Genomic DNA, 26,330 nt, shown 5'->3' on the forward strand with positions numbered 1-26,330 from the left:
GCGGAAGAAGAGTGAAAAGCGAAGAGCGGGCGGAAGGAATCACGAGGCCATGAACTGGATCAGCGCGCGCAGTTCATCTGCCGTGCAGTCGGCGCACTGGCCGCGCGGCGGCATGCCGCCCAGGCCCTGTTCGGCATGGCGCACCAGGGTGTCCATGCCCTGCTTCAGACGCGGCTGCCAGGCGGGCGCGAAGCCCGTCAGCGGCGCCTGGGCCGCGCTCTGCGCGTGGCAGACCATGCACGAGCGCTCGTACTTCTCGGCCAGGGCCGCATCGTGCGGACGCATCTGCGCGGCACGGGCCTCCTCGGCGGCGCCAGGGGTTTCGGGCGCGCCGCAGGCGGCCAGCGCCAGGGCCAGCAAGGCGAGCGCGCAGCGGCGCGCAGGGAACACAGGGAGTGGAACAGCAGGGAACATGGCACGGCGGATTTGTTAAGAACAATGATCTTAAAAAAAACATTGTTTTTAAACAGGGTTTCCACCTGCGTGTTTGCTCGCTTGGCAGGCCGCATATCCAGGGGTATTCGCGCGCACTGAGAAAACGCATTGCACAATCGGCGGCATGACACGACCTCCCCCGCCCGCGCCGGACAAGGCCCCTCCCGCCGCGCCGCGCGCGCGCCGCCGCGACAAGGAACTGCAGGCGCGCCGGCGCGACCTGCTGGCCGCCGCGCGCAAGCTGCTGCGCAAGGGCGGCGCGCAGGCGGTGACGATGCGCACCGTGGCCGATCTGGTGGGGGTCTCCACCACGGTGGTGTACGCGCTCTTTCCCGACAAGGCGGCGCTGATCGCGCAGGCCGTGGACGACGACCTCAAGCGCTTCTCGCGCCACCTGCAGCAGGCGCTGGCGCAGGCCAGCGACGCGCGCGACGCGCTGCGCCAGGTGGCGCGCGCGTACGCTGCCTTCGGCGTGGCGCACCCGCAGGCCTACCGGCTGATGTTCATGGAAGCCCGGCCCGCCTCGCCGGTGGAGGATTCATCGATCGAATTCGGCAACCCGAGCGAGGACGCCTACGCCCTGGCGCGCACGCTGGCCGATGGCCTGCTGCGCGAGGCGGGCGGCCCGCCGCCCGTGCAGGCCGACATCGACACCACGGCCCAACTGGTGTGGGAGGCGCTGCACGGCGTGACCTCGCTGCGCATCACGCTGGGCGACGACCCGTGGTTCGCGCGCCTGCCGCTGGAGCAGCACATCGACCGCATGGTAGACATCTTCGCGGCGGGGGTGCAGGGCCGCAGCCGTTGATCGGAGGCATGGGCGCCAAACGCCAGACGCCCAGTGGAAATGGCCTCCAGCGCTTTTCCAGCAAGCGCTGTCAGCTATCAAAACAGAAGTACCTTGGCCGTATCAGTTTTCCATGGCGCTGGCGCGCCACCCGCAGCCCATGAAACCGGCGTGGCCCAGGCCAGGCAGCCGCGGAGCTGGCTTTGCCAGGCCGCTGGCTGCGTCCCCCTCCCACGCGCAGCGTGAGAGAGGGGGAAGGCGCCGAAGGTGACTCAGGGGGTGTTTCACTTCAGCGCGCCGGGAAACCGGGCTCGCGGATGGTGATGGTGGGCTTGCCCGGCGGGAGGATGAAGGTGTCGATGAGCACCACGTCCTCGCTGCCCAGGTTGGCCGCGGCCATGAGCACGTTCGGCGGCATGTAGTAGCACGTGCCCGCGGGCCACTTGTGCGGCGCATGGCCTTCCATGAAGCCGGTGATTTCGCCCGTGAGCACGCAGGTATGGCCGCCGTATTCATGCACGTGGATGCCGACGCGCGTGCCGGCCTTGCGGACGCCTTTTTCCACCACGATGCGCTGGCCGTTGACGTCGATGGTGTCGAGCATGGTCGCCGCGTCCACCAGCCGCGCCATGCGGCCCGGCACGGGCTGGCCGTTGATGGTGGTGACGTCCTGCGCCTGCGGCGCGGGGGCCGTGGCGCAGCCGCCCAGCGCGGCAGCGCAGGCCAGCAGCAGGGCCAGGGTGGCGGTCGGAGGGGAGGAAAGGCGCGGCATGGGAGGCTTTCTCGGGGTTGAAAGCCCTGGATTCTAGGGACGCCGAGCCCTATTCCCCGCGCGGATCGCGCGCCATCAGGCGCTGCAGCGCGGCCGGCGCCTGCAGGCGGCCGTCGAGCAGTTCCACCACGGTCTCGGCCAGCGGCATTTCCACCCCCAGCCCGCGCGCACGCGCCACCACGGTGCGTGCGCAATAGACGCCCTCGGCCACGTGGCCCAGCGATTCGACGGCCTGCGCCAACGTGTGGCCCTGGGCCAGCAGCAGGCCCACGCGGCGGTTGCGCGACAGGTCGCCCGTGGCCGTCAGCACCAGGTCGCCCAGGCCGGACAGGCCCATGAAGGTGTCGGCACGCGCGCCCAGCGCCAGGCCCAGGCGCGTCATCTCGGCCAAGCCGCGCGTGATGAGGGCGGCACGCGCGTTCAGGCCCAGCTGCAGCCCGTCGCACAGGCCGGTGGCAATGGCCAGCACGTTCTTCACCGCGCCACCCACTTCGACGCCAGCGATGTCGTCATTGGCATAGACGCGCAGGTGCGGACTGTGGAAGGCCTGCACCAGCAACTGGCGCACCTCGGCGTGCTCGCTGGCCGCGACCAGGGCCGTGGGCTGGCCGCGCGCCACTTCGAGCGCGAAGCTCGGCCCGCTGAGCACCCCGGCGCGCAGTTGCGGCGCCACCTGGGCGCGGATTTCGTGCGCCAGCAGGCCCCAGGGCTGGCCCTCGGCCTGGGCCTCGAAGCCCTTGCACAGCCAGGCCACGGGCACCCGGCAGTCGCGCACCTCGGCCAGCAGCGTGCGCAGCGCAGCCATGGGCGTGCCCAGCACGACAAGTTCGGCGTCGCCGAGCAGCGCGGCCAAGCCGCCGCTGGCGATGCGCAGGGACGCGGGGAAGGGCACGCCCGCGAGGTAGCGCGCGTTCTCGCGCGCGGCCTGCATGGCGGTGGCCTGGGCGGCGTCGCGCGCCCACAGGGCCACGGTGTGCCCGGCGGGGTGGGCGGCGGCGCTCATGGCCATGGCCGTGCCCCATGCGCCTGCGCCAATGACTACTATTTTCATAGCTGGCAGCGCTTTTCTGGTACAGGCTGGAGCACTAAAGCATGCCCAAACCCGCGATAGCGCGCAGGCTTACTGCGCCGTGGCGTTGGCGGCTTCGGCCTGGGCGGCCTGCTGCTGCTCGTACATGGCCTGGAAGTTGATTTCGGCCAGGTGCACGGGCGGGAAGCCGGCGCGCGTGATGGTGTCGGCCACGTTGCCGCGCAGGTAGGGGTAGACGATCTGCGGGCAGGCCACGCCGATGATGGCACCCATCTGCTCCTCGGGGATGTTGCGGATCTCGAAGATGCCGGCCTGCTTGGCCTCGACCAGGAACACGGTCTTGTCCTCGATCTTGGTCTGCACCGTGGCCAGTACGCAGACTTCGAAAATGCCCTCGGCCACGGGAGTGGCTTCCACGCCGAGCTGGATGTCCACGCTCGGCTGCGCCTGCTCCAGCAGGATGGCGGGCGAGTTCGGCTGCTCCAGGGACAGATCCTTCAGGTACACGCGCTGGATCTGGAACACGGGGTTTTCTTGGTCGGCCATGGTTGGGTCTTGCAACTACGTTGGAATAAAACAAAGCCCGCCGGGGAGAGGCTCCCGCAGCGGGCACTTCGCGGCATGCATTATGCATGCCGCCCCCATCAGAACGTGTGAATGAATCCGGCGTGGCCGAGCAGCGCGCCAAAACGCGGCCCATCAAGGCGCAAAGCACAGCCATAGCGCGGGCTATGGCGCGCATTTACAACGCAGAGGGGGCGTGTTTTGGCGTGATGAGCGGGCATGGCGGATTCGTTCACACGTTCTCAGCCCTGCAGCAAGGGCGCCAGGCCGCCGCGCGCGTCGAGCGCCACGAGGTCGTCGTGGCCGCCGACGTGGGTGTCGCCAATGAAGATCTGCGGCACGGTGCGCCGGCCGGTGGTCTCCATCATGTGCTGGCGCTGCGCCGGGTCGGTATCGACGCGGATCTCCTCAATCTGCTCCACGCCCTTGGCCTTGAGCAGTTGCTTGGCGCGGATGCAGTAGGGGCACACGGCGGTGGTGTACATCTTCACGGTGGGCATGGGTCAGCCTTTCTCCACGGGCAGGTTGGCTTCGCGCCAGGCGGCCAGGCCGCCCGACAGGGCCTGGGCGTTGTCGTAGCCCAGCTTCTTGGCCACGGCCACGGCACGCTGCGCGCGCACGCCGCGCGCGCACACCATGACCACGGGCACGGCCTTGTTCTTGACCACGCTGGGCAGGCGCTCTTCGAGCTGTGCCAGCGGCACGTTCTTGGCGCCGCCGACGTGGCCTGCGGCGTATTCCTCGGGGCCGCACACGTCGATGACCACGGCCTTCTCGCGGTTGATGAGCTGCACCGCGTTGGCGGCCGTCAGCCCGCCCGGGCCGCCGCCCATCAGCACGGGTGCCAGCAGCATGCCGCCCGAAACCAGGGCCAGAAGGATGAGATACCAGTTCTCGATGATGAAATTCACGTCAATCCTTGGGATGCGAAACCCCGCAATTCTAGAATGTCGGGTTTTGACCAGCTCTTCCTAGGGAATCCATGCACAAGCTCGTCCTGATCCGCCACGGCGAATCCACCTGGAACCTCGAAAACCGCTTCACCGGCTGGACCGACGTGGATCTGACGCCCACCGGCGTCTCGCAGGCCATGTCGGCGGGCAAGCTGCTCAAGGCCGAGGGCTACGAGTTCGATCTGGCCTACACCAGCGTGCTCAAGCGCGCCATCCACACGCTGTGGTACGCGCTGGACGAGATGGACCGCACCTGGCTGCCGGTGGTCAAGAGCTGGCGCCTGAACGAGCGCCACTACGGCGGCCTGCAGGGCCTGAACAAGGCCGACATGGCCAAGCAGTACGGCGACGAGCAGGTGCTGGTGTGGCGCCGCAGCTACGACACGCCCCCGCCGGCCCTGGAGCCCACCGATCCGCGCAGCGAGCGCGGCGACCGCCGCTACGCTGGCCTGGCGCCCGCGCAGATTCCGCTGACCGAGTGCCTCAAGGACACGGTGGCGCGCGTCATCCCGTTCTGGAACGACACCATCGCCCCTTCGATCCGCAGCGGCCAGCGCGTGGTGATCGCGGCGCACGGCAACTCCATCCGCGCGCTGGTGAAGTACCTGGACGGCATTGCCGACGACGCCATCGTGGGCGTGAACATCCCCAACGGCATCCCGCTGGTGTACGAGCTGGACGACGACCTCAAGCCCATTCGCCACTACTACCTGGGCGACGCCGAGGCCGCCGCCAAGGCCGCTGCCGCCGTGGCCTCGCAAGGCAAGGCATAGGGAACTCAACCAAGGGAACCCGGAAGGGCGCGCCCCTTCCAAGAGGTATATTGAACCGCTACGGGCGAGCAAGGTAAGCGTATGGGCCAGAAACTGAAAATTGCAGGGTGGGTGTCGATCGGCGTGGTCGCCGGGGCGCTGACCACGGTGTCTTTGCAGACCGTGGCGCGCGGCGCCATGACGCCGCTGCCGCTGGAGGAAATCCAGCAGCTCTCCGCCGTGTTCGGCCTCATCAAGACCGATTACGTGGAGCCGGTGGACGACAAGAAGCTCATCACCGATGCCATCTCGGGCATGGTGTCGAGCCTGGATCCGCACTCGCAGTACTTCGACAAGAAGTCGTTCAAGGAATTCCGCGAGGGCACGACGGGCCGCTTCGTCGGCGTGGGCATCGAGATCACGCAGGAAGACGGGCTCATCAAGATCGTCTCGCCCATCGAAGGCTCGCCCGCCTACCGCGCCGGCCTCAAGACCGGCGACCTGATCACCAAGATCGACGACACCGCCGTGCGCGGCCTGTCGCTCAACGACTCCGTCAAGCGCATGCGCGGCGAGCCCAACACCAAGGTGACGCTGACCATCTTCCGCAAGGACGAGAACCGCACCTTCCCGGTGACGATCACGCGCGAGGAAATCAAGACGCAGTCGGTCAAGGGCAAGGTGATCGAGCCCGGCTACGCCTGGATCCGCCTGTCGCAGTTCCAGGAACGCACGGTGGACGACTTCGTGCGCAAGGTCGAGGAGGTCTACAAGCAGGAGCCGCGCCTCAAGGGCCTGGTGCTCGACCTGCGCAACGACCCGGGCGGCCTGCTCGACGCCGCCGTGGCCATCTCGGCCGCCTTCCTGCCCGAGAACGTCACGGTGGTCTCCACCAACGGCCAGCTCGCCGACAGCAAGGCTACCTACAAGGCCTCGCCCGAGTTCTACGCCCGCCGCGGCCAGGGCGACCCGCTCAAGCGCCTGCCTGCCGCCATCAAGACCGTGCCGCTGGTGGTGCTGGTCAACGAGGGCTCGGCCTCGGCCAGCGAAATCGTGGCCGGCGCGCTGCAGGACCACAAGCGCGCGACGCTGATGGGCAGCCAGACCTTCGGCAAGGGCTCGGTGCAGACGGTGCGCCCGCTGGGGCCGGACACCGGCATCAAGATCACCACGGCGCGCTACTACACGCCCAATGGCCGCTCCATCCAGGCCAAGGGCATCGTGCCCGACGTGATGGTGGACGAAACCGCCGAGGGCGACCTGTACGCCGCGCTGCGCATGCGCGAGGCCGACCTGGACAAGCACCTGGGCAACGGCCAGGGCGAGGAACAGAAGGACGAAGCCCGCGAAAAAGCCCGCGAGGAAGCGCGCAAGCGCCTGGAGGAAGAGACCAAGAAGAACCCGTCGGAGCGCAAGCTGCCCGAGCTGGGTTCGGAAAAGGACTTCCAGCTCACCCAGGCGCTGAACAAGCTCAAGGGCCAGGCCGTGCTGGTCAGCAAGACCCTGACCGAGCGCAAGGAAGAGAAGAAGGACGAGAAGAAAGAGGACTGAGCCATCCTCCTGCGTTCTTTCCCCGGGGCCGGGCCTTGCAGCCCGGCCTTTTTCCATTCAGCCACGCCATGAACGACGACCAACTGCTGCGCTACTCGCGCCACATCCTGCTCGATGAGATCGGCATCGAGGGGCAGGAGCGCATCCTGGCGGCCCACGCGCTGGTGATCGGCGCGGGCGGCCTGGGCTCGCCCGTGGCGCTGCTGCTCGGCGCCGCGGGCGTGGGACGCCTCACGCTGGTGGACGACGACGCGGTGGACCTGACCAACCTGCAGCGCCAGATCGCGCACACCACGGCGCGCGTGGGCCAGCCCAAGGTGGCCTCGGCGGCCGAGGCAGTGCATGCCATCAACCCAGGCGTACAGGTCGATGCCGTGCAGGCGCGTGCGGACACCGCCCTGCTCGACCGCCTGGTGCCCGGCGCCACGGTGGTGCTGGACTGCACCGACAACTACGCCACGCGCCACGCCATCAACGCCGCCTGTGTGCGCCACCGCGTGCCGCTGGTGGCGGGCGCGGCCATCCGCTTCGACGGGCAGCTCACGGTAGTGGACCCGCGCGACGCGCAGTCGCCCTGCTACGCCTGCCTGTTCCCGCCCGACGCGGCCTTCGAGGAAGTGCAATGCGCCACCATGGGCGTATTCGCCCCCATGGTCGGCATCATCGGTGCCATGCAGGCGGCCGAGGCGCTCAAGCTGGTGGCCGGCGTGGGCCAGTCCGTCGCCGGGCGGCTGCTGATGCTCGACGGCCGCAGCATGGAATGGAACACCCTGCGCAGCCAGCGCCATGCCGGCTGCCCGGTGTGCGGCACATCCGCCACGTAGGACAGTACCTACACCAGCGGCGTACCACCGCTGGCAGCCCCGCGGCCCCTGGCGCCCTATAGTCGAACCATGGGCACGCGGCCCCTCGCGGTGCCCCTGGACTGGCCCCACCGTGAAACTGCGCACCTACCTCGTCGAAGACAACGCCACCATCCGCGAAAACCTCATCGGTACGCTGGAGGAGCTGGCGTCCATCCAGGCCGTGGGCATGGCGGAAACGGAGGCCGACGGCAAGGCCTGGCTCACCAGCCACCCCGGCCATTGGGATCTGGCCATCGTCGACCTCTTCCTGCGCCAGGGCAGCGGCCTGGGGGTGCTCGCCGCCTGCAGGGAGCGCCAGGCACACCAGAAGATCGTGGTGCTGAGCAACTACGCCACGCCGGACATCCGCGCCCGCTGCGCCCAGTTGGGCGTGGACGCGGTGTTCGACAAATCGAACGAGATCGACGCCCTGCTCGATTACTGCATCGCGCGCAGCCAGGACGCGGATCTCAGTCAATGAGGCGGTTCTTCAGCGCGTAGTAGGTCAGGTCGCTGTTCGACCCCAGGCCCATCTTCTCCATCAGGCGCGTCCGGTAGGTGCTCACGGTCTTCACGCTCAGCGACAGGGACTTGGCGACATCGCCCGCGGTCTCGCCGCGCGCCAGCTTCAGGAACACCTGGAACTCGCGCTCGGACAGTTGCTCGTGTGGCGGCGTGTCGTCCTTGCGGTGCAGCTGCTGCGCCAGCAGTTCGGCCACGGCGGGCGTGAGGTACCTGCGCCCCAGCGCGATGGTGCGGATGGCCTCGACGATCTCGGCCGGGTCGCACTCCTTGTTCAGATACCCGCTCGCGCCCTGGCGGATAAGGTTGATCGCGTAGTGTTCCTCGGGGTAGCCACTGAGGATCAGGATGCCCATGTCGGGGGCCTTGGCACGCAGCATGGCCATGGCGTCCAGGCCGCTCTGGCCGGGCATGGACAGGTCCATCACCAGCACGTCGATGGCGTGCAGGCGCACCAGGTCGATGGCCTCGCGCCCGTTCGCTGCCTCGCCCGCAACACAAAGGTCGACGTGCTCGGCGAAGAACTGGCGCAAGCCCGAGCGCACGATGGCGTGGTCATCCACAATGCCGATATTGATCATGAGAATGGTCTTTCCCGAAGCCGCCCTGCATGCCGCACGGCGGTGCGCGGCCAGCCAGCCCGACCGCCGCATTATCCCGAATAACCGCGCCCCCGACTTGGAAGGAATCGCCCATGCGCTGGTCCCAGATCCGCAAGATGGCCTTGAGCCTGCCCGTGGCGCTGCTGACCGCGCTGCTGCTGGTCGGCATCAACGAAACCAGCTACCAGCGCTCGCGCCAGGCAGTGGACGAGATGGCGCAGACCCAGCACACCCGCGCCGCGCTGAACCGTCTGCTGCAGAACATGCTGGACGCCGAAACCGGCGTGCGCGGTTTCCTTCTGACCGGCGAGGAGCGCTACCTGGCGCCCTACGAAGGCGCGGTCGCCACGCTGCACAGCAACCTGGACGCGCTGCGCAGCAGCTTCGCAGACTCGCCCGAGGATCGAGAAGATTTCAGCCAGCTCGCACAGCAGATCGGGCGCAAGCTCTCCGAGATGGCGCTGAGCCTGGACCTGCGCCGCCAGGGCAACGAGGATGCCTGGCGCTTCGTCATCTTCACCGACGTGGGCAAGGAGAACATGGACGCCATCCGCACCCACGCGCTCGCGCTGATCGAGCGTGCCGACGGGCGCGCCGCGCAGAACCAGGCGCACATCCTGCACTCGCTGCTGCTCGCGCGCCTGGGCGTCGCCGCCATGGCAGCCATCGGCCTGCTGGCGTTCTACATGTACCTGCGCCAGGCCAGGGCGCTGCAGACCGCGCTGCAGCGCGAGCAGGAGAGCCTGGAGCGCGAGCGCGACCGCCTCGAAGGCCTGGTACGCGAGCGCACGGCCTCGCTGGCCGAGCTGGCCACGCACCTGCAGCAGGTGCGCGAGGACGAGCGCGGCCACCTGGCGCGCGAGCTGCATGACGAACTGGGCGCCCTGCTCACGGCCGCCAAGCTCGACGTGGCGCGGCTCAAGTCGCGCATCGACACCACGCCGCCGGAGGTGTCCGAACGCCTGCGCCACCTCACGGAGACGCTCAACGGCGTCATCGCCCTGAAGCGCCGGATCATCGAAAACCTGCGCCCCTCCTCGCTGGCCAACCTCGGGCTTACCGCATCGCTGGAGATCCTCACGCGGGAATTCGCACAGCACAGCGGCATCGCGGTGGAGGCCGAACTGCAGGAAGTGGACCTGTCGCCCGCGCTGCAGCTCACCGTGTACCGCATCGTGCAGGAATCGCTCACCAACATCGGCAAGTACGCCCAGGCGCGCCACGCCACCGTGCGCGTGCAGCGCCACGCCGCCCATGTCGCCGTGGAAATACGGGACGACGGCACGGGCTTCGCGCCCGGGGCGGTGCCGGCCAAATCGCACGGGCTCGCGGGCATGCGCCACCGGGTGGAAGCGGCGGGCGGGCGCTTCGCGGTGCGCTCCCAGCCCGGCCAGGGCACGGTCGTCTCGGCCGACATTCCCTGGGGCGCCTGACGCCGCAGGCCGCGCGCGTCGGCCCTGTCCTACACCCCGCACCGCGTTCCCGCCGACACGCCAAGCCGCGCGCCGCTGGCACGCGCCGCGCACAGCGCGGCCTACAGTCATCCCATGCCCTGGCACCCCGTGCTGCCAGCCCGCCGGCACCGCCGGCTGAACGCGAGGAGATGAAACCATGCTGCACTACGCCGTCGTCTTTCTGGTCATCGCCCTGGTCGCGGCCCTCTTCGGCTTTGGCGGCATTGCCGCCGGGGCCGTGGAGATCGCCAAGATTCTGTTCTTCGTTTTCGTGGTCATGGCCGTCGTGGCCTTCGTGATCGGCCTCGTCAAGAAACGCTGACCGGCACCGCCACCACTGACCATCCCTCACCGAAAGGAGCCTTCATGCACCACAACACTGCAACGCACAAAACCGCCAACACCGCCCGCCACTGGGCCGAGGACACCCTGGAGAGCGCCGAAGGCGCCGTACAGACCACGCGCAAGCTGGCCAACGCCTCGCTGGACAAGGCCGAAAGCCGCATGCGCCGGCTGCGCCAGGAGATCGACCCGGGCGTCAACAACCTGGCCCAGCGTGCCCAGGAGCTGGCCACGCGCGGTATCCAGTACTGCGCCGAAACCACCGACCGCGCCCGCCGCCGCATCGGCCACGCCGCCGACGCCACGGGCCGCTACGTGGCCGAGCAGCCAGGCAAATCGCTGCTGCTGGCCGCCGTGGCCGGCGCCGCCCTGGCCACGGCCATCGGGTACGCGGCGCGCGCACGCAGACGCTGAAGTTGGTTGACAATTGCTTGCGTTCGCGCGGCCCATGCGCGCCGCTTGTGCCGCGCACCGCAGGCATCATGATGCGGATACTTGCCGATCGGGGGGGTGCAACCGGCTGGCAGGCCCTCCCCCACAGCACTCGCTTTACCAACCCATCGAGGAGAAACCCATGAAATACCTTCGCGCCCTTGCTTTCGCCGCTCTCGCCGGCACCACCATCGTCACCGCCACGGGCTGCGCCGTGGCGCGCGACCAGCAGACCGTGGGTGCCTACGTGGACGACGCTGCCATCACCACTGCCGTGAAAGCCAAGCTGGTGGAAGACAAGACGGTGTCCGCCGGCGCCATCAGCGTCGAGACCCTGAACGGCACCGTGCAACTGTCGGGCTTCGCCAAGACCCAGGCCGAGAAGAACCAGGCCGAGAGCATTGCCCGCAACACCAAGCACGTGCGCGACGTGCGCAACAGCATCGTCGTGCGCCCCTGAGCACGCCCGCCCGCTGCGGGCGGCAGGCCACAGTAGGTGCCCCTTCGGGCACCTTTTTTTTGCCCCCACTCACTGTGGCACGGCCCCTTGGGCCCTCGCCTGTGCGGGCGTCAACAACATGAGCCGCGCCACCAGGGCCACCAAGTCCTGCTGGCGCTGCGTTCCCGTCTTGGCGAGCAGCGCGCGCATCTGGGTACGCACGGTCGAGATGCGCGAGCCGCGCGCATCGGCGAAGTCCTGCGGCGTCTGCCCGCGCATCAGCGCCAGCAACAGCGCGGACTCCGACGGACTCAGGCGATAGGCCTGGCGCGCCAGGGCCACGGCAGCCCCGCTGTCCATGCTCCGCTCCATGACCACCCAGGCCACTCCGGGCGCGTGGTGCGGCAGTCCCAGGACCGCCATATCACCCACTGGCAAGGCCACCAGTAGCACCCCACCCCGCAGTTCCACGCAACCCGACCGCCCCGCCAGCGACTGCCGAAACAGCATCTGCAACGCCAGCGGCACATGGGCCTGGAGCACTCCTCCCCGCAGCAAGGCGCGCAGCGGGCCGCGCTCGGGCAGTTCGCACAATGCGCGCACCCGGGCATTGGCATGCAGCGGGCGGCCCGCCGTGTCGAAGAACAGCAGCCCCATCGGCCACTGTTCCATCAAGGACTCCAGGCGGCACGTGCGCACGCGCAAAGCCACCGCCTCGCGATGCACGAAGGCCGCGCGCTGCACCGTGCCGAATTCGGCCTGGAAGCGCTGAACTTCCCCCGGCGCGAACCCCTCGTCATCGCCCTGGCGGTAGATGGACATGAACAGGTTGCCCACTGGGTGCGGTACGCCCGCCGTGCCACCGAACATGCGCGTGCCGATGCCATATTCGCGCAGGAAGTCGCTGTAGATCTCCGTGCGGCGAAAGCCGCGCGTGGCCCGCGCAGGCGCGTCGGTGGCCACCCAGGTGCCCTGCACGCCCACGGCGGCGATGCGGGCCACTGCGTCGTCCCACAGCGGGTCCTGCAGGCGGTAGTGGGTGGCATAGCGCTGCGCCGCCTCGGGCGTGACGCCCATGGCCAGCAACGCGGGGACGCCTTCGCTGGCGGGAGTCTGCAGCCACCAGTCCACCTCGGGGTGGGCGGCGAATTCTGCCCCCCACCGGGCCAACTGGTCGAGCCCGCTGGCCAGGAACGCCCCGCCCAACAGGTCGGCGCGAAAGCTTGCGGCGTAGCGGGCCAGGGCATCGCCAAAGCGAGCCTCGTCGGCCATAGCGCCCAACAGGTCGCCAAGGGCAGGGTGCACGGGGCGTCCTTTCGTTGCCAGCCCAAAAGCGGCGGATGGTAGGGCGCGGCGCGGCGGGCGTCATCGTTCAGGTGAATGACGTTGCGCCCAGGCGTCAGCAGGCGGCAATCTTCGTTCAGGTGGAGGATGGGCGCAAAGGCCAGGGGTTTCTACAGTGCCGCCACGCAGCGCTGCCCACCGGTAGCTCGCGGTGTCTCCCACCCTTTTCCTCCTGCGCATACCCATGAAACGCTTCCACTCCCTCGTCATCGCAGCGGCCCTCGGGGCTGCTGGTGCGGCCCAGGCCGCCATTCCGGCCGCCCAGCGGCAGTACCTGATCGACCTGTACAACCACACCAACGGCCCCGCGTGGACTTTCCGCACCAACTGGCTGGGGCCAGTGGGCAGCGAGTGCACGTGGATCGGGGTGACCTGCAACGACCCGAGCAACGCCGATCCGGCCAACTTCATCCGGTACCTTTCGCTGGCGAGCAACAACCTGACCGACCCCGTGGGCGCAGCGCTGCCCGACTGGTCCGCGCTGACGGGCATCCGGGGCATCAACCTGAGCAGCAACAACCTGGCGGGAACGGTGCCGCCGATTGCGCCCCTGGCGCAGTTGCGCACTTTCACGATCGACCACAACGACCTGCAAGGCGTGCCGCCCGACCCCTCCGGGCTGGTCCACCTGACGACCTATGCCATCGCGTCCAACCAGTTCACCGGGCCGCTGCCGGTGCTCGCGAACCTGCCCGCGCTAGAGATGTTCCACGCCAACCACAACCAGCTGACAGGCGGCATCGCATCGCTGGCAGGCACACCGGCGCTGCGCCAATGGCTGGTCAACGACAACCAGCTCTCCGGCCCCATTCCGCCACTGCCCGGCACGCTGGAGATCATCCAGGCGCAGAACAACCAGTTCTCCGGCCCCATACCTGCCGCGCCCGGGGCGCTGGTGGCAGGCAGTTCCATGCTGTGCCCAAACCACATCACGCCCTCCATCAACGCGGCCTGGGACAAAGCCTCCACCGTCACTCCCTGGTACACAGGCTGTGGCCCCCTGCCTCCCGGCCCAGGCCCCGGCGCGGGCAATCCGGCCCCCATCCCGACGCTGGGCGAATGGGCACTTATCTTGTTGTCCACCGCTGCCGCCGCACTGGGCTTCGCAGCGCTGCGCCGCAGGAAAATCTAAGTCTTTTTGGCCCCTGGCGCTTACCCAGTAAGCGCCAAATGCTATCAAATCAGAAGCGAATCCATCCAACGTGCCCCAGCCCGGCCACCTCTCCAACGCCCTGTTCGACACCACCCAGTGCCTGAACTGCGCCGCCCCGCTCACCGGCCCCTTCTGCGCGCAGTGCGGGCAGAAGAAGGCGGGCCGCATGGGCGGCAGCACGGTGCGCAAGGAGGCGTGGGCGCGGTTCCGCTGGTTCGAGTGGGCGGCCATCCGCAACGCGCTGCGCGTGCTGCCGCAGCCGGGCACGGTGGCGCGCGAGTACGTGCGCGGGCAGCGCAAAGACCATCCGCACCCGCTTACGCTGCTGTTCTTGTGCATCGGCTTTTTGCTGATCGTGCTGGCGCGCACGGACTATCTGCAGCCCGAGTTCCCCAGCGAGGCGGCGGCGCGCATGTATGCGCTGGTCAAGGGCTATTCCAAGTGGTCGTTCTCGCTGGGCGTGGCGGCAGCGTTCGCCAGCGCGTGGGCCGTGTTCCGCCGGCGGCTGGGCTACAACGCGGCGGAGGTATTGGCGCTGGCGCTGTACTGCCAGGCGGTGTTCATCGCGCTGCAGATGGCCAACCAGCTGCCGCTGGTGCTGGCGCATTCGCCCGAACTGCTCAAGTGGCACAAGCAATGGTCGCCCTGGTACATGACGGCGCTGCAGGCGCTGGTGTTCATGCTGGCCTTGAAGCAGTTCTACCTGCTGGACGTGCGGCGCGACGGGTGGAAGCTGCTGGCGGCGGGCGCGCTGTTCGCCGTGCTCAAGTGGCAGGCCACCGCCCTGTATGCGCGCGGCGTGGTGGAGTTCGTGCTGTGGCAGATGGGCCTGTGATGTGTGCAAAAAGCCCAACACATCATTCACCTGAATGATGTTGCGGCGAGCGCGCGCCTCCTACCATCCGGCGCAACCAAGAACACACAACGCAAGCAAGCACCGCATGGACCACCTGGGAATCCCCCGCCTGGACACCCTGATCGCCGAGAGCCTGGAAGCCCTGGGCGACCCCGGCATGGCGCCGCGCCTGCTGCGCCGCCTGGGCGAAGCGCTGGGGAGTCACAAGCTGGTGCTGTTCTGCCCCCTGCCCGGCGACGGCGACCCGCTGGCCGCGCACCAGTGGGGCATGCCCGACGACTTCCTGGAGCGCTACGCCCGCCTCATCCAGGGCAACGACGCCTGGAGCGAAGCGCTGGAGCGCCAGCACGGCGAGGCCCTGGCGCGCGGCGGCTCGCTGAGCCAGCAGCTCATCGCCACGGGCGCGCTGAAGAAGACCGGCTTCTACGCCGACTACCTGCGCCCGCTGGGCATCGACGCCATGGTCAACAGCATCGTCGAAAGCTCGCCCGACGGCGGCCTGCACGTGCTGGCCATGTACAACGACCTGGGCCAACCGGAATTCACGCCCGCCCAGTTCGCGCAGCTGCGCGCCGTGACGCCCTGGGTGCGCAGCCTCATGCGCGCCCAGCGCCGCCTGCGCCAGGCCGAGCGGCACAGCCAGGCGCTGGAGCGCACGCTGGACCAGCTGCCCCTGGGCCTGATGCACGTGAGCCCGCAGGGCACCGTGCGCTACCTGAACGGCCATGCGCGCGACTGGCTGGGCGTGGAGGACGAATGCCGCATCCTGCTGCGCCACGCCACGGGCTGGCACGCGCGCCAGCCGCTGCAACTGGGCCAAGTCCACCCCGCGCTGCCGCCCCTGCTCACGGCGGCCTGGAGCGCCCGCACGCCCGTCTCGGCCCGGCTGCACACGCCGCGCCACCAGGCCATGGTGGCGCTGGCGGCGCCGCTGCGCGGCCAGGAACTCGCCCAGTTCGTGCTGGTGCCCGAGACGCTGCAAGAAGCCCGGGCCGCCATGCGCGTGTGCAGCGCGCTCTACGGCCTGACGCCCGCCGAGGCGGCCCTGCTGCCCCTGCTGCTGCAGGGCATGACGCCGCGCGAGATGGCCACCAACCAGGGCGTGAAGATGCCCACGGTGCGCACCCAGCTCGCCAGCCTGTACGCCAAGACGGGCACGCGCGGGCAGGCCGAACTGGCGCAGCGCGTGCTGCGCGTGGCGGCCTTGGTCCACCCCTGAATTTCCAAATCCCCCAACCCGAGGAGCCTGCTTTGATGATGATCAAGCACCACAACGTTCGTCCCGTCGCCTTCGCCTGCGCCGCCCTGATCGGCCTGGCCGGCGCGGGCATTGCCATGGCGCAGAAAACGGCGCAAACGCCCAAGCCCACCAAGGCCCAACTGGTGGCCGAACTGGCCGCCACGCTGCAGGCCTGCTCGTACGACGGCAGCCCCGTGGCCTTCTCGCCGCCCGATCTATCGAAGGGCGGCAGCAGCGGCAAGCAGGTGGTGGCCGAGATCATGAAATACACCGGCCTGCCCGCCAACTTCGTCGTCGTGGAAGGCCAGGTGCCCAACGCCGCCGCCGTCATCATGGCCGGGCCGGACAAGGTGCCGCGCCGCGTGATCGCCTACAACCCGGCGTTCATGGGCGACGTGATCCGCGCCACCAAGGCCAACAACTGGGCGCCCGTGAGCATCATGGCGCACGAGATCGGGCACCACCTCTCGGGCCACACCATCGTGCCCGGCGGCAGCCAGCCGCCCATCGAGCTGGAGTCGGACAAGTTCAGCGGCTTCGTGCTCTACAAGATGGGCGCGCCGCTGGCCGACGCGCAGCGCGCCATCGCCACGCTGATCCCCGAAGCCGACGGCGAGACCCACCCAGGCCGCAAGAAGCGCCTGGCGGCCATCGCCAACGGCTGGACGGAGGCGTGCGAACTGCAGGGCGGCGGCGCGGCCTGCCAGGGCGGCGGCAAGCCCGTGGCGGCAGCGCCCGCGCCAGTTGCCGCGCCCGCAGCGGCCCCGGCCCCTGCCGCCGTGGCCCAAGTCCTGCCCAAGGCCGAGGCCAGTGCCCTGCCATCCAAGGGCGGCGCGTTCATCTATGACGAGTTCGGCATCCTCGACCCCGCCATCCGCGCACAATTTGAAAAGCAGATGCGCGACCATGCCGAGAAGACCGGCGTGGAGATCGTCACCCTGCTCGTCAAGGACCTGGACGGCAAGACCGCCGAGGAATACGCCTACGACATGCTGCGCCAGCTGCGCGTGGGCAAGCTGGACGTGGGCAACGGCGCCGTGCTGGTGGCCGCGCCCGAGCAGGGCCAGGCAGCGGCCGTGCTGGGCGCGGGCGTGGCGCTGGAGATGGCCGGCCACGACAAGGCCAAGCAGCTGGCCGACTGGATCAAGATGGCCTGGCCGCAGTGCAAGCGCAAGAACGCCTGCGGCGGCTGGACCGAGAACCTGATGCTGGCCGCCGACCACCTGCGCCGCGACACCAGCCATGCCGACTGGACGATTGCCTACACCTCGCTGGGCGAGCTGCAAAAGGCCGACGCCGCCGAAAGCGGCAAGTCCGTGAAGCCGCAGGACAGCAAGACCTGGCGCCGCATCACCCGCCTGTCGGGCACGGTGGAAAGCCTGAGCCCGCCCACCGGCGTCAAGAGCGCCTGGGTGAACGAGGCCAAGGTCAAGAACGGCAAGAAGGCCGTGTTGCTGAGGAGCAGCGAGGGCCTGACGACCATGCTCTACGTGGACCCGCGCACCGAGGCGCTGATGCCCGGCGGCAAGCTGCAGCAGGGCAAGACCTACACCGTCATCGCGCGCTCGGACTTCCTGTCGTGGAACCCCAAGGACACGCAGTCGCTGGACCTGCTGAGCTATACGGTGGCGGAATGAACGCACGCCACCTCTTGCTGGCCCTGTGCCTGCTGCCCGCGCTGCATGCCCACGCCGCCGAGCACTTCTGCGGTCAGGGCAAGCCCCATCCCATCGACCAGGCCCTGGCCCGGGCCGCCGAGCGCAGCAGCGGCGTGACGATGGATCTGGCCGACGCGCAAGGCGCCGCCTGGGCCGCGTGGGACAAGGAGCTCAACCGCCTCTACGCCGCGCTGCAGAAGGCCACCGGCCCCGAGCGCCGCGAGACCCTGCGCGCCGCGCAGCGCGCCTGGCTGGCCTACGACAAGGCCCAGGCCCTGTGGGATGCCGCCCTGCACGCCGACGAGGGCACGTCCGCCGCGCTGAACACCGGCGGCGCCTCGCTGGCTCGCCGCCGCGCGCGGGTGTGCGACCTGCAGAGCGCATTGGACGGGCTGCAGCCGTGATGCGCCGCGCCCTGCTCGCCCTGGCCGGCGCATGGCTCACGCTGCGCGTCCACGCAGCCCAGGAGATCCGCCTGCGCATCCGCAACGCCAGCGCCGAACCCTTCGAGCATGCCTGGCAGGGCTGGCCCCAGCGCGGCACCGATGTGGACCTGGGGCCGCTGGCCCCCGGCGAAACCAGCCGCTGGCATCGCCTGCCCGCCGTGCTGCCGCACTACCGCAAGACCCGCGTGCAACTGGCCCGCCGCCAGGTCACGGGCGTGCTGCAAGGCCAGGTGCTCCTGCCGGGCAGCTACACCTTCGTGTGCACGCTGGAGGGCGGGGGCTTGCGCGTGGTGGCGGTCCGGGAGCCAGCACGCTCCCAGCAATAGCTTCGAGCGCTTGGCCCCCTACCGCTTACCCTGCTGCGGGTGCTTGTCCTTCAGTCCTTGCAGCACAGCGGGCGACACCAGCGCCTGCACGTCGCCGCCCAGCGTGTGGATCTCGCGCACGAAACTGCTGGAGAGGTGCGCGAACTGGTCGCTGGGCGTGAGGAAGACGGTTTCCACGTCGGGCATCAGGTGGCGGTTCATGCCGGCCAGTTGCCGCTCGTAGTCGAAGTCGGTCACGCTGCGCACGCCGCGCACCATGGCCCTGGCGCCGTGGGCGCGCACGAAGTCGCGCACCAGCCCGTCGAAGCTTTCCACGCGCACCTGGGGCCACGGCTTGACCACCTCGCGCACCAGGGCCATGCGCTCGTCCAGGCTGAACATCGTCTTCTTGTGGTGGCCCGCGGCCACGGCCACGATGACCTCATCGAACAGCTGGGTGGCGCGCTGCACCAGGTCTTCATGGCCCAGCGTGATGGGGTCGAAGGTGCCGGGATAGATGGCGATGACGTGGGGCATGGCAATCTCTTTTCAGAACAAAAAACGGCTCCAGGCCTTATGTAGAAAGCGCTGGCAGCTATCAAACCAATAGTTCAAGCAACACGGCGCAGCAGGTGCGCGTGCACCGCGCCGGCCTTCAGGTAGCGGTGCGCGCGCAGGCCGCAGGCGGCCAGCGCGGCATCGTCCCAGGCGGCCGGGGCCTCCAGGTAGACGTAGCCGTCGGCCGCCAGCGCCTGCGCGGCGGCCTGCAGCGCCGGGGCGAACAGCGCCAGGGCGTCGAATGGCGGATCGAGCAGCACCAGGTGCAGGCTGCCCGCCGGCGCCTGGCGCAGCGCGGCCAGGCCGTCGCCGCGCTGCACGCGCACCTGCGCGGCCTGCAGGCGCTGCTGGTGCTGCTGCAGCGCGGCGGCCAGCGCGGCCTCCTGCTCCACCAGCAGCACCGCCGCCGCGCCGCGCGAGGCGGCCTCCAGCCCGAGTGCGCCAGTGCCCGCGAAGGCGTCGAGGCAATGCCAGCCGGTCAGGTCCTGGCCGAGCCAGTTGAACAGGGTTTCGCGCACGCGGTCGGGCGTGGGACGCAGGCCGGGGCGGTCGGGCACCTTCAGGCGCGTGCGCTTCCACTGGCCGCCGATGATGCGCACCTCGCCCGCGCCCCGGGGCGCGGCGCCGGTGCGCGCAGCGGCGGGCCGGCTCAAGGCTGGCCCCCGACGACCACGGTGGCCATGCGCCCGGGCTGCAGGTGGCGCTGCAGGGCGGCGCGCACGTCGGCCACGGTGAGGGCCTGCACGCGCTGCGTCCAGTGCTCCAGGTAGTCCAGCGGCAGGCCGTTCCAGGCGATGTTGCTGACGTTGCCCAGCAGCTTGCGGTTGCTGTCGATGCGCAGCGCGAAGCCGCCGATCAGGTTGTCCTTGGCGGCCTGGAGTTCGGCCTCGGTCGGGCCGTCCTGCACGTAGCGCGCCAGGGTCTGCTGCGCCACCTGCAGGGCCTGGTTGGCCTGGTCGGGGCGGGTCTGCAGGGCGACGACGAAGCCGCCCACGTTCAGGCCGGGCGAGAAGTCGCTGTACACGCTGTAGCTCAGGCCGCGCTTTTCACGCACCTCTTCGGTCAGGCGCGACACCAGCCCGCCGCCGCCGAGGATGTGGTTGCCCACCAGCAGGGCGAGGAAGTCGGGGTCGCGCCGCGCGATGCCGGGCTGCCCAATGAGCACCTGCGCCTGCGCGGCGGGAAAGGCGATGCGCTGCGCCTCGGGCTGCGCCAGCGGCGGCGCGTCGGGCACGGCGGGCAGCGGGGCGCAGTCCGCCGGGTCGCGCGCGGGCAGCAGCGCCAGCAGCGCGCGCACCAGCGCCTGCGCCTGGGCGCGGTCGAGCGCGCCGACGATGCTCACGCGCGCGCGGCAGGCGGCGACGGCACGGGCGTGGAAGGCCTGCAGGTCGGCCACGCCGATGCGCGCCAGGGTGTCCTCGCTGGGGCGCTGGCCGTAGGGGTGGCTGCCGTACAGCGCGGTGGCAAAGGCCTTGGCCGCCACCGGGCCGGGGCGGGTGTACGACTCCTTGATGGCGGCGCTCCAGCGCGCGCGCTCGCTCTCCCACACGGGCTCGGGCCAGCTCGGCTGGGCGATCTGGCGCGCCGCCAGGCGCGCGGCGCGCTGCAGCAGCGCGGGGTCGGTGAGCGAGCGCAGCGCGTAGCTGTAGCCGTCGCGGTCAGCCTGCGCGCCGAAGCTCGCGCCCAGGTCGGCCCAGGCCTCGCCCAGGGCGTTCTCGTCGAGCGCCGGGGCATCGGCCTGCGCCTGCACGCCCTTGGCGCTCATCAGCGCGGCGGCCTGCGCCAGCCCGGCCTGCGCGGGCGGGTCACGGCGGCTGCCGGCGTCGAAGGCGATCTGCACGTCCACCATCGGAATGCCCGGGCTGTTGACCAGCCAGACCTGCGCGCCGCTGGGCTCGCGCCAGTGCTCGATGGGCAGCAGCGCCCACGCGGATTGCGAGGAAAAAAGCCATCCAACGCATACCAGCAAAGCGCTGGCAGCTCTCTTTTTAATAGCTTGCATGGTGTTCTTCAGTGCAGTCGTGCGCCAGGGGCAGGGGCGGGGCGGGGTTGCTTGCCGTCGAGCGGCTGGGGCCGCAGCGTGGCCACGGTGAGGGCGTCATCGCCGAAGTAGCGCGCCGCCACGTCCTGCACCTGCTGCGGCGTGACGCTGCGCAGCTGGGCCAGCAGGCGGTCCTCGGCGTCCAGCGGCATGCCCAGCACCCAGTAGCTGCCGAGCTGCTGCGCCTGGTTCATGACCGAGTCGCGCTCGTAGATGTTCGAGGCCATCCACTGCGTCTTCACGCGCTCCAGCTCGGCGGGCTCCACGCTGTCCCGGGCGATGCGCGCCACCTGCGCGCGCAGGGCCTGCTCCACGGCCTCGGCGCTCTGCCCCGCGGCCGGCACGCCGGTGAGCAGGAACAGGCCGGGCCCGCGCCCCAGCACCGAGGCGCCGCTGTTGGCGCTGTCGGCCACGCGGCCAGCGCCCTGGGTCAGCGCGCGCTCCAGGCGCGCGCCGTCGTAGCCGCTGAGCACGGCCGAGAGCACCAGCAGCGCCAGGGCGTCGCGGTCCTGCGCGGCCATGCCCTCATCGACGCGGGCGATGCGCGGCACGTGGAAGGCCAGCGCCACGTAGGCCTGCTCGGCCGGCGCCTTGACCTCGACGCGCCGGATGCCGCGCTGCGCGGGCTCGGGACGCGGCTTGCGCACCGGCAGGGCGCGCGCCGGAATGCTGCCGTAGGTCTTCTCGGCCCAGGCGCGCACCTGCGCCGCCTGCACGTCGCCGGCCACCACCACCACGGCGTTGCCGGGCACGTACCACTGGCGGTGGAACGCGCGCACGTCATCGGGCGTCAGCGCGTCGAGGTCGCCCATCCAGCCGATGACGGGGCGGTGGTACGGGAAGGCGACGTAGCTGGCCGCGTAGAGCTGCTCCATCAGCAGGGCGCGCGGGTTGTCCTCGGTGCGCATGCGGCGCTCTTCCTTGATGACCTCGATCTCTTTCGTGAACTCGGCATCGGGCCACTGGTTGTGGGCGAAGCGGTCGGCTTCGAGCCGCATCACGTCCTGCAGGCGCGATGCGGGAATCTGCTGGTAGTAGCCGGTGTAGTCCCAGCTGGTGAAGGCGTTCTCCTGCCCGCCCAGCGCGGCCACGCGGCGCGAGAACTCGCCGGGCTGCAGGCGCCTGGAGCCCTTGAACATCATGTGCTCCAGCGCGTGCGCCACGCCCGAGGTGCCGTCCACCTCGTCCATGGCGCCCACGCGCACCCAGACCATGTGCACCGCCGTGGGCGCGCGCCGGTCGGGCTGCACGATGAGCTGCATGCCGTTCTTCAGCGTGAACTGCTGCGCGACGCCGGAGGCGGCCGCTGGAGTGGGGGGAACGGGGGCGGGGGCCTGCGCCAGCACGGGCGGGCTGGCCAGGCAGGCGGCCAGGGCGGCGGGGGCCAGGAGGGTCAATGCGCGTTTCATAGAATGCAGGATTCTAAGAACTCGCCAATGTTCAGCTTTTTCAAGAAAAAACCCGCGGTCCCCACGCCCCCGCCGCCCGCTGACGCCCCGGCCACGGCGGCGCCCGCCCCTGCTGCTGCCGCGACCCCTGCCCCGGATCTGCCGCCCGGCGCACCCGAACCCGCGCCCAAGCCCGAGGCCGCCGGTGCGCGCCAGGGCTGGATGGAGCGCCTGCGCACGGGCCTGCGCAAGACTGGCGGCAGCATCGCCACCGTCTTCACCGGCACCAAGATCGACGAAGCGCTGTACGAGGAACTCGAAGACGCGCTGCTGATGGCCGACACCGGCGTGCGCGCCACGCAGCACCTGCTGGCCGACCTCAAGCGCCGCGTCAAGGAGGCCAAGGCCACCGAGCCCGCCGCCGTCAAGGCGCTGCTGGCCGACGCGCTGGCCGACCTGCTGCGCCCGCTGGAAAAGCCCCTGGTGATCGGCGCGCAGGCGCCCACCGTGATCATGGTGGCGGGCGTCAACGGCGCGGGCAAGACCACCTCCATCGGCAAGCTCACGCGGCACCTGGCCGACCATGGCCAGAGCGTGCTGCTGGCGGCGGCCGACACCTTCCGCGCGGCGGCGCGCGAGCAGCTCGGCGTGTGGGCCACGCGCAATACGGTGGAGATCGTCAGCCAGGACGGCGGCGACCCGGCCGCCGTGAGCTTCGACGCCGTGTCGGCCGGCAAGGCGCGCGGCAAGGACGTGGTGCTGGTCGATACCGCCGGGCGCCTGCCCACGCAACTGCACCTGATGGAAGAGCTGAAAAAGATCAAGCGCGTGGTGGCCAAGGCCGACGCCTCGGCGCCGCACGAGGTGCTGCTGGTGATCGACGGCAACACCGGCCAGAACGCTCTGGCGCAAGTGCGCGCGTTCGACGACGCGCTGCAGCTCACCGGCCTGGTCGTCACCAAGCTCGACGGCACGGCCAAGGGCGGCGTGCTGGCCGCCATCGCGCAGGAGCGGCCCGTGCCCGTGTACTTCATCGGCGTGGGCGAGAAGGTGGAAGACCTCGAAACCTTCAACGCGCGCGAATTCGCCCAGGCGCTGCTGGCCTGACCGCACCGGCACACGGGCCGCCACCCCAAGGTTTACGTGCCCATGCATTTCATTGATGATGCGGCGCTGCTGAACACGCTCCAAGCGATCCGATGCTCCTCGAACTGGTTCAAGGCGTAGCCCTGCTGCTCGCGCTGTGCTTTCTGTACAGCGTGAACATCCGCCTGCTGCGGCGCCGGCCGGCGCTGCAGCAGTTGCTGTCGGGGCTGCTCTTCGGCGCCATCTGCACCGTGGGCATGCTCAAGCCGCTGCACCTGGCGCCCGGCGTCATCATCGACGCGCGCTCGGTCGTCCTGAGCATGGCGGCCCTGTTCGGCGGCCCCTGGGCGGCCGCCGTGGCCACGGCCATGGCCGCCGCCATGCGCCTGGCGCTGGGTGGCGCGGGCGTAGGCATCGGCCTGCTGGTGATCGTCTGGTGCAGCGCCGCCGGCCTGGCGTACCGCCATGCGCTGCGGCGCGGCCGGGTGCATGCGCGCCCGCTGGCGCTGCTGGCCTTCGGGCTGCTGCTGCACCTGTCGGTGCTGGGCATGTTCCAGGGGCTGGAGCCGGCGGCCGTGGCGCGCGTCAACAGCCAGTTGGCCCTGCCCTACCTGCTGGTGTTCGGCCCGGCCACCATGTTCCTGGGCTGGCTGCTGCAGGACGTGCAGCGGCGCCTGCACACCGAATCGGCCCTGGCCGACAGCGTGGCACGGCTGCGGGCCATCACGCAGTCGATCCCCGACCCGGTGCTGGTAATCGACGACCAGGGCCGCTACCTCGAAATACTGACCCCGGACGACGCCCAGCTGATCGCCCCCGTGGCTGAGCTGCTGGGCCGGCGCATCGCCGACGTGCTGCCCCCCGACCTGGCGGAACGCTTCATGCGGCAGATCCACGACTGCCTGCGCACGGGCAAGCCCGCGAGTTTCGTCTACCAGCTCCAGACCCTGGGCGGCCCGCGCCACTTCGAGGGCCGCTGCCAGCCCCTGGCCACGCTGGTCCATGGCCGCCAGGCCGTCGTGCTCCTGGCCCACGACCGCACCGAGTACGTGCAGGCCGAGGCGGCGCTGCACGAATCGGAGCAGCGCCTGCGCACCCTGCTGCGCGACATCCCCTCGATCTCGGTGCAGGGCTACCTGGCCGATGGCACGGTCACCTACTGGAACAAGGCCTCCGAGCAGCTGTACGGCTACCAGGCTGGCGAGGCGCTGGGGCAAAGCATCTTCGACCTCATCGTGCCGCCCGCCGCGCAGGCCAACGCACGCCGCGACGTGGCGCAGATGTTCGCCACCGGCATGCCCACGCCGGCCGGCGAGCTGCACCTGCGGCACAAGAACGGCGCCGGGGTGGACGTGTTCTCCAGCCACGCCTACGTGCATGTGCCGGGCCGCCCGCCGGAGCTGTTCTGCATCGACGTGGACATCTCCGGCCGCAAGGCCGCCGAGGAACGCGCGCGCTACCTGGCGCTGTACGACGCGCTCACCGGCCTGCCCAACCGCCGCCTGCTGCGCGACCGGCTGGAGCAGGTGCTGTCGGGCAACGCCCGCACCAGCCAGTGCGCCGCCGTGCTGCAGCTCGACCTGGACCACTTCAAGACGCTCAACGACAGCCAGGGCCACGTGGCGGGCGACCAGTTGCTGGTGGAGGTGGCGCGGCGCCTGCAGGCCAGCGTGCAGGCCGACGACACCGTGGCCCGGCTGGGCGGGGACGAATTCGTGGTGCTGCTGCACAACCTGGGCACCGACCCCTTCCAGGCCGCCGCCCAGGTGCGCGCGCTGGGCGACAAGATCCTGCAGCGGCTGCGCCAGCCCTGCCAGCTCGGCGCCCAGGAGCACCACCCTACCGCCAGCATGGGCGCCACCATGGTCCACGCCGCGCCCTGCTCGGCCGAGGAACTGCTCAAGCAGGCCGACCTGGCCCTGTACCGCGCCAAGGAGGAAGGCCGCAACACGCTGCGCTTCTTCGACCCCGTGATGCAGGCCGCCGTGAACCAGCGCCTGCAGTTGCAGGCCGAACTGCACAAGGCGCTGCGCCAGGGCGAGCTGGCCCTGTTCTACCAGCCGCAGGTCGATGCGCAGGGCCGCATCGCTGGGGCCGAGGCGCTGCTGCGCTGGCACCACCCCGAGAAAGGCCTGGTGGCACCGGGCCTGTTCATCCCGCTGGCCGAGGAAACCGGGCAGATCCTGGCGCTGGGCCGCTGGGTGCTGGAGACGGCGCTGCGCCAGCAAGGGCAGTGGCGCCAGGACCCGGCGCTGGCGGCACTGAACCTGTCGATCAACGTCAGTGCGCGCCAGTTCCGCCAGGCCGAGTTCGTGGCCGAGCTGCGCGAGCTGCTGCTGGCCAGCGGCGCCGATCCCCGGCGCATCAAGCTGGAGCTGACCGAAAGCCTGCTGCTGCAGGACGTGGACCAAGTCATCGCCATCATGCAGGCGCTGCGCGGCCTGGGGCTGGGGCTGTCGCTGGACGACTTCGGCACCGGCTACTCCAGCCTGGGCTACCTCAAACGGCTGCCGCTGGACCAGGTGAAGATCGACCAGGGCTTCGTGCGCGGCATGCTGCAGGACGAAAAGGACGCCGCCATCGCCCACAGCATCATCGCGCTGGCGCACCGGCTCGGCCTGGGCGTGGTGGCCGAAGGCGTGGAGACCGAGGCGCACCACCGCTTCCTGCTGGCCCAGGGCTGCCGCGACTTCCAGGGCTATTTCTTCGGGCGGCCCGAGCCGCTGGCCGATTTCGAGCGGCGGGCGAAGGCAGCCCACAGCGCCTGACTCAACT

At 70.0% G+C, this 26,330-nt stretch carries 29 protein-coding genes; 17 read left to right on the forward strand and 12 right to left on the reverse strand.

The annotated features are described in order from the left end of the window. Positions 1 to 39 precede the first annotated feature (39 nt). On the reverse strand, positions 40 to 414 hold the full coding sequence (locus YS110_09530) for a cytochrome c5 family protein (GenBank protein ID UJB64969.1): 375 nt from the start codon (positions 412 to 414) through the stop codon (positions 40 to 42). 145 nt (positions 415 to 559) lie between these two features. On the opposite strand from YS110_09530, the gene YS110_09535 reads away from it, so the two are divergent. Continuing rightward, on the forward strand, positions 560 to 1,243 hold the full coding sequence (locus YS110_09535) for a TetR/AcrR family transcriptional regulator (GenBank protein ID UJB64970.1): 684 nt from the start codon (positions 560 to 562) through the stop codon (positions 1,241 to 1,243). A 268-nt stretch (positions 1,244 to 1,511) separates the two neighbouring features. On the opposite strand, the gene YS110_09540 is transcribed toward YS110_09535, so the two are convergent. The 5 genes from YS110_09540 to YS110_09560 all read right to left on the reverse strand — a co-directional run bounded on the left by YS110_09540 (position 1,512) and on the right by YS110_09560 (position 4,499). After that, positions 1,512 to 1,994: a cupin domain-containing protein gene (locus YS110_09540; protein UJB64971.1), complete on the reverse strand. Its 483-nt coding sequence runs from the start codon at positions 1,992 to 1,994 to the stop codon at positions 1,512 to 1,514. A 49-nt stretch (positions 1,995 to 2,043) separates the two neighbouring features. Then, positions 2,044 to 3,045 (reverse strand): NAD(P)-dependent glycerol-3-phosphate dehydrogenase, encoded by a 1,002-nt coding sequence (locus YS110_09545; protein UJB64972.1) that lies wholly within the window; start codon positions 3,043 to 3,045, stop codon positions 2,044 to 2,046. Between the two features lie 69 nt (positions 3,046 to 3,114). After that, positions 3,115 to 3,570, reverse strand: coding sequence for a protein-export chaperone SecB (gene secB / locus YS110_09550; GenBank protein UJB64973.1), 456 nt, complete (start codon positions 3,568 to 3,570; stop codon positions 3,115 to 3,117). Between the two features lie 260 nt (positions 3,571 to 3,830). Beyond that, positions 3,831 to 4,088, reverse strand: a complete 258-nt coding sequence (gene grxC / locus YS110_09555; protein ID UJB64974.1) for a glutaredoxin 3 — start codon at positions 4,086 to 4,088, stop codon at positions 3,831 to 3,833. A gap of 3 nt (positions 4,089 to 4,091) precedes the next feature. After that, positions 4,092 to 4,499: a rhodanese-like domain-containing protein gene (locus YS110_09560; protein ID UJB64975.1), complete on the reverse strand. Its 408-nt coding sequence runs from the start codon at positions 4,497 to 4,499 to the stop codon at positions 4,092 to 4,094. A 71-nt stretch (positions 4,500 to 4,570) separates the two neighbouring features. On the opposite strand from YS110_09560, the gene gpmA reads away from it, so the two are divergent. From gpmA to YS110_09580, 4 genes are all read left to right on the forward strand, one after another. Continuing rightward, positions 4,571 to 5,314 (forward strand): 2,3-diphosphoglycerate-dependent phosphoglycerate mutase, encoded by a 744-nt coding sequence (gene gpmA, locus YS110_09565; protein UJB64976.1) that lies wholly within the window; start codon positions 4,571 to 4,573, stop codon positions 5,312 to 5,314. An 81-nt stretch (positions 5,315 to 5,395) separates the two neighbouring features. Next, positions 5,396 to 6,844 (forward strand): S41 family peptidase, encoded by a 1,449-nt coding sequence (locus YS110_09570; GenBank protein ID UJB64977.1) that lies wholly within the window; start codon positions 5,396 to 5,398, stop codon positions 6,842 to 6,844. A gap of 68 nt (positions 6,845 to 6,912) precedes the next feature. Then, the gene (locus YS110_09575) at positions 6,913 to 7,668 is read left to right on the forward strand and encodes a HesA/MoeB/ThiF family protein (protein UJB64978.1); all 756 of its coding nucleotides are present in this window, start codon (positions 6,913 to 6,915) and stop codon (positions 7,666 to 7,668) included. Positions 7,669 to 7,780: 112 nt separating this feature from the next. Then, positions 7,781 to 8,170: a response regulator gene (locus YS110_09580; protein UJB64979.1), complete on the forward strand. Its 390-nt coding sequence runs from the start codon at positions 7,781 to 7,783 to the stop codon at positions 8,168 to 8,170. Here the strand turns inward: YS110_09580 and YS110_09585 are convergent. Next, entirely contained in the window at positions 8,160 to 8,792 is a 633-nt protein-coding gene (locus YS110_09585; GenBank protein ID UJB64980.1) for a response regulator transcription factor, read from the reverse strand. The two genes, YS110_09580 and YS110_09585, sit on opposite strands and share 11 nt — an antisense overlap. Before the next feature lie 113 nt (positions 8,793 to 8,905). On the opposite strand from YS110_09585, the gene YS110_09590 reads away from it, so the two are divergent. The 4 genes from YS110_09590 to YS110_09605 all read left to right on the forward strand — a co-directional run bounded on the left by YS110_09590 (position 8,906) and on the right by YS110_09605 (position 11,501). Next, positions 8,906 to 10,246 carry a CHASE3 domain-containing protein gene (locus YS110_09590; protein UJB64981.1) on the forward strand — a complete coding sequence of 447 codons (1,341 nt, stop codon included), beginning with the start codon at positions 8,906 to 8,908 and terminating at the stop codon, positions 10,244 to 10,246. A gap of 178 nt (positions 10,247 to 10,424) precedes the next feature. Continuing rightward, positions 10,425 to 10,589, forward strand: coding sequence for a DUF1328 domain-containing protein (locus tag YS110_09595; protein UJB64982.1), 165 nt, complete (start codon positions 10,425 to 10,427; stop codon positions 10,587 to 10,589). A 44-nt stretch (positions 10,590 to 10,633) separates the two neighbouring features. Beyond that, positions 10,634 to 11,023: a hypothetical protein gene (locus YS110_09600; GenBank protein ID UJB64983.1), complete on the forward strand. Its 390-nt coding sequence runs from the start codon at positions 10,634 to 10,636 to the stop codon at positions 11,021 to 11,023. A gap of 160 nt (positions 11,024 to 11,183) precedes the next feature. After that, the gene (locus YS110_09605) at positions 11,184 to 11,501 is read left to right on the forward strand and encodes a BON domain-containing protein (GenBank protein UJB64984.1); all 318 of its coding nucleotides are present in this window, start codon (positions 11,184 to 11,186) and stop codon (positions 11,499 to 11,501) included. Positions 11,502 to 11,570: 69 nt separating this feature from the next. Here YS110_09605 and YS110_09610 read toward each other — a convergent pair whose 3' ends face one another. Beyond that, on the reverse strand, positions 11,571 to 12,752 hold the full coding sequence (locus YS110_09610; GenBank protein ID UJB67410.1) for a helix-turn-helix transcriptional regulator: 1,182 nt from the start codon (positions 12,750 to 12,752) through the stop codon (positions 11,571 to 11,573). A 256-nt stretch (positions 12,753 to 13,008) separates the two neighbouring features. Here YS110_09610 and YS110_09615 point away from each other — a divergent pair, with 256 nt between their 5' ends. The 6 genes from YS110_09615 (at position 13,009) to YS110_09640 (ending at position 18,503) form a co-directional block, all read left to right on the forward strand. Next, positions 13,009 to 13,956, forward strand: a complete 948-nt coding sequence (locus tag YS110_09615) for an IPTL-CTERM sorting domain-containing protein (protein UJB67411.1) — start codon at positions 13,009 to 13,011, stop codon at positions 13,954 to 13,956. A 70-nt stretch (positions 13,957 to 14,026) separates the two neighbouring features. Continuing rightward, on the forward strand, positions 14,027 to 14,812 hold the full coding sequence (locus YS110_09620) for a DUF3667 domain-containing protein (GenBank protein ID UJB64985.1): 786 nt from the start codon (positions 14,027 to 14,029) through the stop codon (positions 14,810 to 14,812). Between the two features lie 106 nt (positions 14,813 to 14,918). Then, positions 14,919 to 16,052: a helix-turn-helix transcriptional regulator gene (locus tag YS110_09625; GenBank protein UJB64986.1), complete on the forward strand. Its 1,134-nt coding sequence runs from the start codon at positions 14,919 to 14,921 to the stop codon at positions 16,050 to 16,052. A gap of 35 nt (positions 16,053 to 16,087) precedes the next feature. Beyond that, complete coding sequence (locus YS110_09630) at positions 16,088 to 17,710, forward strand: TPM domain-containing protein (GenBank protein ID UJB64987.1); 1,623 nt, start codon at positions 16,088 to 16,090, stop codon at positions 17,708 to 17,710. After that, positions 17,707 to 18,135: a DUF1311 domain-containing protein gene (locus tag YS110_09635; GenBank protein UJB64988.1), complete on the forward strand. Its 429-nt coding sequence runs from the start codon at positions 17,707 to 17,709 to the stop codon at positions 18,133 to 18,135. Before YS110_09630 ends, YS110_09635 begins: the two co-directional genes overlap by 4 nt. Beyond that, positions 18,132 to 18,503 (forward strand): hypothetical protein, encoded by a 372-nt coding sequence (locus YS110_09640; protein UJB64989.1) that lies wholly within the window; start codon positions 18,132 to 18,134, stop codon positions 18,501 to 18,503. The genes YS110_09635 and YS110_09640 overlap by 4 nt, the downstream gene beginning before the upstream one ends. Before the next feature lie 18 nt (positions 18,504 to 18,521). Here YS110_09640 and coaD read toward each other — a convergent pair whose 3' ends face one another. From coaD to YS110_09660, 4 genes are all read right to left on the reverse strand, one after another. Next, the gene (gene coaD / locus YS110_09645; protein UJB64990.1) at positions 18,522 to 19,019 is read right to left on the reverse strand and encodes a pantetheine-phosphate adenylyltransferase; all 498 of its coding nucleotides are present in this window, start codon (positions 19,017 to 19,019) and stop codon (positions 18,522 to 18,524) included. Between the two features lie 74 nt (positions 19,020 to 19,093). Beyond that, positions 19,094 to 19,693, reverse strand: a complete 600-nt coding sequence (gene rsmD, locus YS110_09650) for a 16S rRNA (guanine(966)-N(2))-methyltransferase RsmD (protein ID UJB64991.1) — start codon at positions 19,691 to 19,693, stop codon at positions 19,094 to 19,096. Then, a complete protein-coding gene (locus YS110_09655; protein ID UJB64992.1) occupies positions 19,690 to 21,042 on the reverse strand; it encodes an insulinase family protein in 1,353 nt (450 codons plus the stop codon). The genes rsmD and YS110_09655 overlap by 4 nt, the downstream gene beginning before the upstream one ends. An 8-nt stretch (positions 21,043 to 21,050) precedes the next feature. Then, a complete protein-coding gene (locus YS110_09660; GenBank protein UJB64993.1) occupies positions 21,051 to 22,490 on the reverse strand; it encodes an insulinase family protein in 1,440 nt (479 codons plus the stop codon). Positions 22,491 to 22,517: 27 nt separating this feature from the next. On the opposite strand from YS110_09660, the gene ftsY reads away from it, so the two are divergent. Together ftsY and YS110_09670 are read left to right on the forward strand one after the other, a co-directional pair. Continuing rightward, complete coding sequence (gene ftsY, locus YS110_09665; GenBank protein UJB64994.1) at positions 22,518 to 23,576, forward strand: signal recognition particle-docking protein FtsY; 1,059 nt, start codon at positions 22,518 to 22,520, stop codon at positions 23,574 to 23,576. A gap of 92 nt (positions 23,577 to 23,668) precedes the next feature. Further along, positions 23,669 to 26,323, forward strand: a complete 2,655-nt coding sequence (locus YS110_09670) for an EAL domain-containing protein (protein UJB64995.1) — start codon at positions 23,669 to 23,671, stop codon at positions 26,321 to 26,323. Positions 26,324 to 26,330 lie beyond the last annotated feature (7 nt).

This window comes from Acidovorax sp. YS12, from assembly GCA_021496925.1.
Lineage (GTDB): Bacteria > Pseudomonadota > Gammaproteobacteria > Burkholderiales > Burkholderiaceae_C > Paenacidovorax.

Coding starts and splice junctions, on each gene's coding strand:
- YS110_09655 (UJB64992.1), bottom strand. CDS start 21,042: ATGCAAGCTATTAAAAAGAGAGCTGCCAGCGCTTTGCTGGTATGCGTT.
- grxC (UJB64974.1), bottom strand. CDS start 4,088: ATGCCCACCGTGAAGATGTACACCACCGCCGTGTGCCCCTACTGCATC.
- YS110_09600 (UJB64983.1), top strand. CDS start 10,634: ATGCACCACAACACTGCAACGCACAAAACCGCCAACACCGCCCGCCAC.
- YS110_09540 (UJB64971.1), bottom strand. CDS start 1,994: ATGCCGCGCCTTTCCTCCCCTCCGACCGCCACCCTGGCCCTGCTGCTG.
- YS110_09610 (UJB67410.1), bottom strand. CDS start 12,752: ATGGCCGACGAGGCTCGCTTTGGCGATGCCCTGGCCCGCTACGCCGCA.
- YS110_09590 (UJB64981.1), top strand. CDS start 8,906: ATGCGCTGGTCCCAGATCCGCAAGATGGCCTTGAGCCTGCCCGTGGCG.
- YS110_09595 (UJB64982.1), top strand. CDS start 10,425: ATGCTGCACTACGCCGTCGTCTTTCTGGTCATCGCCCTGGTCGCGGCC.
- coaD (UJB64990.1), bottom strand. CDS start 19,019: ATGCCCCACGTCATCGCCATCTATCCCGGCACCTTCGACCCCATCACG.
- YS110_09670 (UJB64995.1), top strand. CDS start 23,669: ATGCTCCTCGAACTGGTTCAAGGCGTAGCCCTGCTGCTCGCGCTGTGC.
- YS110_09545 (UJB64972.1), bottom strand. CDS start 3,045: ATGAAAATAGTAGTCATTGGCGCAGGCGCATGGGGCACGGCCATGGCC.
- YS110_09605 (UJB64984.1), top strand. CDS start 11,184: ATGAAATACCTTCGCGCCCTTGCTTTCGCCGCTCTCGCCGGCACCACC.
- YS110_09615 (UJB67411.1), top strand. CDS start 13,009: ATGAAACGCTTCCACTCCCTCGTCATCGCAGCGGCCCTCGGGGCTGCT.
- YS110_09660 (UJB64993.1), bottom strand. CDS start 22,490: ATGAAACGCGCATTGACCCTCCTGGCCCCCGCCGCCCTGGCCGCCTGC.
- secB (UJB64973.1), bottom strand. CDS start 3,570: ATGGCCGACCAAGAAAACCCCGTGTTCCAGATCCAGCGCGTGTACCTG.
- YS110_09585 (UJB64980.1), bottom strand. CDS start 8,792: ATGATCAATATCGGCATTGTGGATGACCACGCCATCGTGCGCTCGGGC.
- YS110_09635 (UJB64988.1), top strand. CDS start 17,707: ATGAACGCACGCCACCTCTTGCTGGCCCTGTGCCTGCTGCCCGCGCTG.
- YS110_09625 (UJB64986.1), top strand. CDS start 14,919: ATGGACCACCTGGGAATCCCCCGCCTGGACACCCTGATCGCCGAGAGC.
- YS110_09575 (UJB64978.1), top strand. CDS start 6,913: ATGAACGACGACCAACTGCTGCGCTACTCGCGCCACATCCTGCTCGAT.
- ftsY (UJB64994.1), top strand. CDS start 22,518: ATGTTCAGCTTTTTCAAGAAAAAACCCGCGGTCCCCACGCCCCCGCCG.
- YS110_09570 (UJB64977.1), top strand. CDS start 5,396: ATGGGCCAGAAACTGAAAATTGCAGGGTGGGTGTCGATCGGCGTGGTC.
- YS110_09630 (UJB64987.1), top strand. CDS start 16,088: ATGATGATCAAGCACCACAACGTTCGTCCCGTCGCCTTCGCCTGCGCC.
- gpmA (UJB64976.1), top strand. CDS start 4,571: ATGCACAAGCTCGTCCTGATCCGCCACGGCGAATCCACCTGGAACCTC.
- YS110_09535 (UJB64970.1), top strand. CDS start 560: ATGACACGACCTCCCCCGCCCGCGCCGGACAAGGCCCCTCCCGCCGCG.
- YS110_09530 (UJB64969.1), bottom strand. CDS start 414: ATGTTCCCTGCTGTTCCACTCCCTGTGTTCCCTGCGCGCCGCTGCGCG.